The organism is Umezawaea sp. NPDC059074, from assembly GCF_042738955.1.
In the GTDB taxonomy this organism is placed as follows: Bacteria; Actinomycetota; Actinomycetes; order Mycobacteriales; family Pseudonocardiaceae; genus Umezawaea.
Window position 1 is genome coordinate 1 of record NZ_JBHYHC010000257.1, and the last position, 5,851, is coordinate 5,851.

Sequence of the window (5,851 nt, forward strand, 5' to 3'; positions counted from 1 at the left end):
GGCGGCGGCGCGCGCTCTGACCGGGGGGGGTGGTGGGGTAAGTGGGGGCCCGGGGGGGGGGGGCCGGTGGGGGGCCGGGGGGGGGGGGGGGCGGGGCCGCTCCCGGCGCGCGGGGTCAGGCGGCGGCGCAGGTGGGGGACAGCCCGTCGCCGCTCCCGGTGCCCTGGAAGCCGAACTCTGTGGACTGCCCGGCGCCGACGGAGCCGTTGTAGGCGACGTTGGTCCACGTGACCGTGCCGGTGGTGCCGCTGCCGGTGGCGCTCCAGGAGCCCGTCACCGTCGTGCCGGACGCCAGCGAGGTCGTCACCTTCCAGCCGCTCAACGCGGAGGAGCCCGCGGTGACCTTGACGGTGGCGACGAAACCGCCGTTCCAGGCGTTCAACGACACCGACGCGGTGCAGCCACCGGTGCCGGGGTTGGGCGTGGTCGTGGTGGTCGTCGTCGTGGTCGTGGTGGTGCCGGGGTCACCGCCCGGAACCGTGGTCCCACCGGCGTTGAGGGCGTCGAGGACCGCGGTGTAGGAGGACTTCTTGTTGCCGGAGCTGTCGAACAGCAGCGGGTTCTCGCCCGTGCGCCACGAGTCGCTGTCGCGGACGCCCCACACGGTGATGCCGGTGCACCGGGACACGGCGAGGCACGCCCTGGTCACCGAGGAGAAGCCGGTGGCCTGGCTCGACCCGGAGATGTCCAGCTCGGTGATCTGCACGTCGACGCCGAGGTCGGCGAAGCGCTTGATGTTGGCCTGGTAGTCGCTGGGCGGCCCGTTGGAGAGGTGGGACTGGAGCCCGACGCAGTCGATCGGCACGCCGCGGGACTTGAAGTCGCGCACCATGTTGTAGATGCCCGTGGACTTCGCGTTGATGCCGTCGGTGTTGTAGTCGTTGTAGCAGAGCTTGGCGTTCGAGTCCGCCGCGCGGGCGGCGCGGAACGCGGCCTCGATCCAGTCGTTTCCGGTGCGCTGGAGGTTCGAGTCGCGCCTGCCGCCGGAGCTGCCGTCGGCGAACGCCTCGTTGACCACGTCCCAGGCGTAGACCTTGCCCTTGTAGTGGGTCGCGACCTGCGTGACGTGGTTGATCGCCGCGCTGCGCAGGTCGGAGCCGCTGAGCCCCTGCGCCCACCCCGGCTGCTGCTGGTGCCACAGCAGGGCGTGGCCGCGCAGCCGTTTGCCGTTGTTCAAGGCCTGGTTGGCGATCCGGTCGCCGTTGGAGTAGCTGAACTGGCCGCGGTTGGGCTCGGTGGCGTCCCACTTCATCTCGTTCTCGGCCGTGATCATGCTGAACTCGCGGTTCACGATCCCGGTGTAGGTCGAGTCGCCGAGTTTCCCGGCCGCGATGGCGGCGCCGAAGTACCGGCCGGTCTGAGCGGCGGCGGCGCCGAGTGTGGTGGCCGCGTTGGCGGTGCCGGTGACGAGCAGCGTCGCGCCGAGCGCGGCCGCCAGGACCGTCGCCGCCAGGGCGGGCAACGACACTGACCTCGATGTCAGTTTCATCTTCCACGCTTTCCGAAGTCCGCCCGGAACGTCCGGGCGGTGATGGGTTTTGCCGGGGTCGACCGCGCGCAGGGCACGGGGAAGACGCGCCGAGCGGAAGTGTGGCAGCGGGTGTTCGCGTTCACAAGAAGGAAACCGGCGACATTGGTGCTAATGGGCCATCAGAATCAGGGAGCGCTCCCAAAGGCCACTTGAAAGGCCTAGTGGAGGTGACTCTCCGTTCCTGAAATCGGCGTCCAGCTAAAGTTAGCGCTAACAATTTAGCTGAAAGACCAGGTTTGGCAGCTCAGCGCGAGGCCGACCCGTATGACGTCAGATGTCAACGGTGTTACGACTGGTGCGCACGTGCCATAGTGGGCGAGCCGCGCAGCGCACCCGGAGGGACGATGACGACGACCAGCCCCGAGCCGACCGCGGCCGTCCCCGCGAGCCCCGCGTGGGCCCGCAGGCCTACCAACCTGGCGAAGGCGATCACGGCCGAGCTGGTGGAGCGCATCGTTCGCGGCGTCCACCCGCACGGCTCCACCCTGCCGCCCGAACCCGTGCTCTGCGAGATGTTCTCGGTGAGCCGGACGGTGGTCCGCGAAGCGGTGAAGGTGTTGCAGGAGAAGGGGCTGGTGCAGGTGCGCCAGGGCGCGGGCACCGTGGTCACCCCGCCCGTGGCGTGGAACATGCTGGACGAGACGGTCCTCGCCGCCACCATCGCCGAGGACGAGAGCCTGGCCGTCCTGGACGACCTCGTCGTCACGCGGCGGCTGCTGGAGTCCGACATGGCGCAGGTCGCCGCCCGCGTGGCGGACCAGGACACCCTCGACCGGCTGCGCGCGCTGGTGGACCGGATGGACGAGCTGGTCCACGACGTCCCCGCCTACCACGAGCACGACCGGGCCTTCCACGACACGATCATGCGGGCGTCGGGGAACCGGATCGCCCGTGGAGTGGTCCGCGCGCTGGAGAGCCAGGTCATCAACACAGCGAGCTACGTCGGCGTGAGCGGGCTGGAGTTCTGCCAGGCGTCCAACCGCGGGCACCGGCGGATCTTCGAGCGCATCGCCGCCCGCGACGAGGCGGGCGCCGCCGAGGCCACGTTCACCCACATCACCGAGGCGTGGCTGGTGCGCCGCGCCGCCGCCGGGGACCCCGGCCGGTTGACGCGCTGAACCCGTCGGGTTCGGGGAGAGGAGACCGACGGGAAGCGGTTCCCGTTCACGTCGAAACGGTCCGCCCGCGATTTCGGGAGGCGTTTCGCTCGGCCCTGTTCGTTTAGCCAACTCTTTTTCAACGGGTGTCCTGCCGGGTGCCTATGTCCGTTGATTCGGTCGATCGCCGTCGAGACGGAGGCTTTGTGGTGCGACAACGGGTGACGCTGGCCGATGTGGCCAAGGCGAGTGGTGTCTCGCCCACGACCGCGTCCTTGGTGTTGACCGGGCGTGGTCGGGACCTGCGCATCTCCCACGACGCGGAGAGCCGGGTGCGGGCGGCCGCCCGCGACCTGGGGTACCGGCGGTACGCGGTGTCCGACCGGGTGCTCAAGGGCAGGACGCGGACCGTGGGGCTGATCATCGACTCCGTGGTGTCGTCCCCGCTGGCGGGCGACCTGGTGCGCGGGGCGGCGGAGGCGGCGGGCGCGCGGGGTTTCGTGCTGTTCACCGGCGAGAGCGGTGGTGACCCCGAGGTCGAGCGGTCGCTGGTCGAGGCGATGCGGGACCGCCGGGTCGACGGCATCGTGTACGCCGCCATGTCCACGAAGAGGGTCGTCGTGCCCAAGGGGCTGGAGGACGGTCCCGCCGTGCTCCTCAACGCCCTGCCGCTCACCTGGTCCCCGCTGCCGTCGGTGGTGCCCGACGAGGTGCAGGCCGGTCGGTCCGCCGCCCGCGTGCTCGTGGAGGCCGGGCACCGCGAGGGCGTTCACCTGATCGGCGTCGGACCCGGCCCGGACCAGGTGTGCCCGGCCGGGATCGCCGTGGTGGAACGCCTGACCGGCATCCGCGAGGTGTTCGGCGACGCGGGCGTGGCCGTGGTGGGCGGCCGCCCGTGCGCGGACTGGAGCCCGGAGAACGGCTACGACGCCACCCGCGAGCTGCTGCGCCGCACCAGGCCCACGGCCCTGCTGTGCTTCGACGACCGCTTGGCGTTCGGGGCCTACCAGGCGCTCGCCGACGCCGGGCTGTCCGTGCCGGGGGACGTGTCGGTGATGTCCTTCGACGACCACCCCGTCGCCTCGTGGCTGCGCCCGCGGCTGACGACCGTCGTGCTGCCGCACCGCGAACTCGGCGCGAAGGCGGTGGAGCTGCTGTTCGCGCCGGAACGCGGGGGAGGCACGGCCGTCCACCGCGTCCCCATGCCCGTCCGCCGGGGCGGCTCGGTCAAGTCCGTGGCGGCACCGGTGAGGACGGCCGCCGGTGACGCGGTGGGGATGTCCACCTGAACGGAGTCCTTTCGGCGAATGGCGGCATTCCTTTCCGGCCAAGGCTAAAAACAACTGCGCACATTTAGCTTTGACCGGCCGTCGTCGCCGTGGATACGTTCGTTCGGCAAAGTCCCCGCCGTGTCCGGAAAGGGACGACCATGCCGCGAAGAAGTCCACTCCTCCTCGTGATCGCCGCGGTGCTGGCGGTCCTCGGCGTCACCGCCCCCGGTTCGGCGGCGGCCCCTGGCAGCCCGGCGCTCACCCCGCCGCTGGGCTGGAACTCCTGGAACAGCTTCGGCTGCGGCGTCACCGAGACCCAGGTCCGCCAAGCGGCGGACGCGATGGTGTCGTCGGGCATGCGGGACGCCGGCTACCAGTACGTCGTCGTGGACGACTGCTGGTTCGACCCGCAGCGCGACTCGTCGGGCGACCTGCGGGCCCACCCGACGAAGTTCGCGAGCGGCATGAAGGCGCTCGGCGACTACATCCACGCCCGCGGCCTGAAGTTCGGCGTCTACCAGGTGCCGAACGAGCGCACGTGCGCCCAGACCTCCGGCGCGCACCCCGGTTCCACCGGCAGCAAGGGCCACGAGGCCCAGGACGCCCGGTCGTTCGCGTCCTGGGGCGTGGACTACCTGAAGTACGACTGGTGTTCCGGCGCGGGCACGCGGGACGAGCAGGTCGCCCGCTTCGCCGTCATGCGCGACGCCCTGCGCGCGACCGGCCGCCCGATCGTCTACAGCGTCAACCCCAACAGCTTCCACGCCATCACCGGCGACAAGTACGACTGGGGCCCGGTCGCGGACCTGTGGCGCACCACCGAGGACCTGCTCGACATCTGGCAGAACGGCAACACCAACAGCTACCCGATGGGCGTGGGCAACGTCCTGGACGTGACCGCCCCGCTGGCCGCGCAGTCGGGGCCGGGCCACTGGAACGACCCGGACATGCTCGTCGTCGGCCGCCCCGGCCTCACGCTCACCGAGTCGCGGTCGCACTTCGCCCTGTGGTCGCTGCTGGCCGCGCCCCTCATGGCGGGCAACGACATCCGCTCCATGTCCTCGGACATCAGCGCGGTCCTGCGCAACCCCCGCCTGCTCGCGGTCAACCAGGACCCGCTCGGCGCGGGTGGCCGCCGCGTCCGCGACGACGGCACCACGGAGGTGTTCGCCAAGGCCCTGTCCGACGGCTCGGTCGCGGTGGGCCTCTTCAACCGCGGCGGCGCCACGGCGACGATCTCCACCACCGCCGCGCAGATCGGTCTGAGCGGCAGCGCGTTCACCCTGCTCGACCTGTGGACGGGAGGGACGTCGAGCACGTCCGGCACCGTCTCGGCGAGCGTGCCCGCGCACGGCGTCGCCGCCTACCGGGTGACCGGGGGCAGCCCGCTGGCGAACACGACCTCACGGCTGCGCGGCGCCGGGTCGAACCGGTGCCTCGACGTCGACAACGCCTCCACGGCCGCCGGTGCCGCCACGTTGATCTGGGACTGCCACACCGCGGCGAACCAGCTGTGGACGACGTGGGCGGGCGGCGAGGTCCGCGTGTTCGGCGACAAGTGCCTCGACGCCTACGACCAGGGCACCGCGAACGGCACGCGGGTGATCATCTGGTCGTGCAACGGCCAGGACAACCAGAAGTGGACCCTCGGCTCCGACGGCTCCCTGCGCAACACCCGAGCGGGCCTGTGCCTGGACGTCGAGCAGGCCGCCACCGCGAACGGCTCCCGACTGGTCTTGTGGACGTGCAACGGCCAGGCCAACCAGAGGTGGGCCCGTGCCTAGCGGGGCACCGCTTCGACCTCACGACGCCCTGGACACCTCGATCGGCATCGGTTTCCAGGCGAGCCGCACCGGTGACGCCGCCGAGCCGACGATCTGCCGGCTCAACGGGGCGGTCCGCGCCAACCCCTGACGGTGGCCGCGGCCACCGTCAGGGGCCGCTCAGCCGGT

At 71.3% G+C, this 5,851-nt stretch carries 5 protein-coding genes; 4 read left to right on the forward strand and 1 reads right to left on the reverse strand.

Translation table 11 applies throughout. From position 1 onward, the window contains the following. Positions 1–115: 115 nt before the first annotated feature. On the reverse strand, positions 116–1,489 hold the full coding sequence (locus tag ACFWW9_RS45630; protein ID WP_390389835.1) for an endo-1,4-beta-xylanase: 1,374 nt from the start codon (positions 1,487–1,489) through the stop codon (positions 116–118). A gap of 386 nt (positions 1,490–1,875) precedes the next feature. Here ACFWW9_RS45630 and ACFWW9_RS45635 point away from each other — a divergent pair, with 386 nt between their 5' ends. From ACFWW9_RS45635 to ACFWW9_RS45650, 4 genes are all read left to right on the forward strand, one after another. After that, positions 1,876–2,649, forward strand: a complete 774-nt coding sequence (locus ACFWW9_RS45635; RefSeq protein WP_390389838.1) for a FadR/GntR family transcriptional regulator — start codon at positions 1,876–1,878, stop codon at positions 2,647–2,649. A gap of 188 nt (positions 2,650–2,837) precedes the next feature. Continuing rightward, on the forward strand, positions 2,838–3,917 hold the full coding sequence (locus tag ACFWW9_RS45640) for a LacI family DNA-binding transcriptional regulator (protein ID WP_390389840.1): 1,080 nt from the start codon (positions 2,838–2,840) through the stop codon (positions 3,915–3,917). A gap of 140 nt (positions 3,918–4,057) precedes the next feature. Beyond that, positions 4,058–5,683, forward strand: a complete 1,626-nt coding sequence (locus ACFWW9_RS45645) for a glycoside hydrolase family 27 protein (protein ID WP_390389841.1) — start codon at positions 4,058–4,060, stop codon at positions 5,681–5,683. After that, positions 5,676–5,813, forward strand: a complete 138-nt coding sequence (locus tag ACFWW9_RS45650) for a hypothetical protein (protein ID WP_390389842.1) — start codon at positions 5,676–5,678, stop codon at positions 5,811–5,813. Before ACFWW9_RS45645 ends, ACFWW9_RS45650 begins: the two co-directional genes overlap by 8 nt. Positions 5,814–5,851 lie beyond the last annotated feature (38 nt).

Coding starts and splice junctions, on each gene's coding strand:
- ACFWW9_RS45645 (WP_390389841.1), top strand. CDS start 4,058: ATGCCGCGAAGAAGTCCACTCCTCCTCGTGATCGCCGCGGTGCTGGCG.
- ACFWW9_RS45630 (WP_390389835.1), bottom strand. CDS start 1,489: ATGAAACTGACATCGAGGTCAGTGTCGTTGCCCGCCCTGGCGGCGACG.
- ACFWW9_RS45635 (WP_390389838.1), top strand. CDS start 1,876: ATGACGACGACCAGCCCCGAGCCGACCGCGGCCGTCCCCGCGAGCCCC.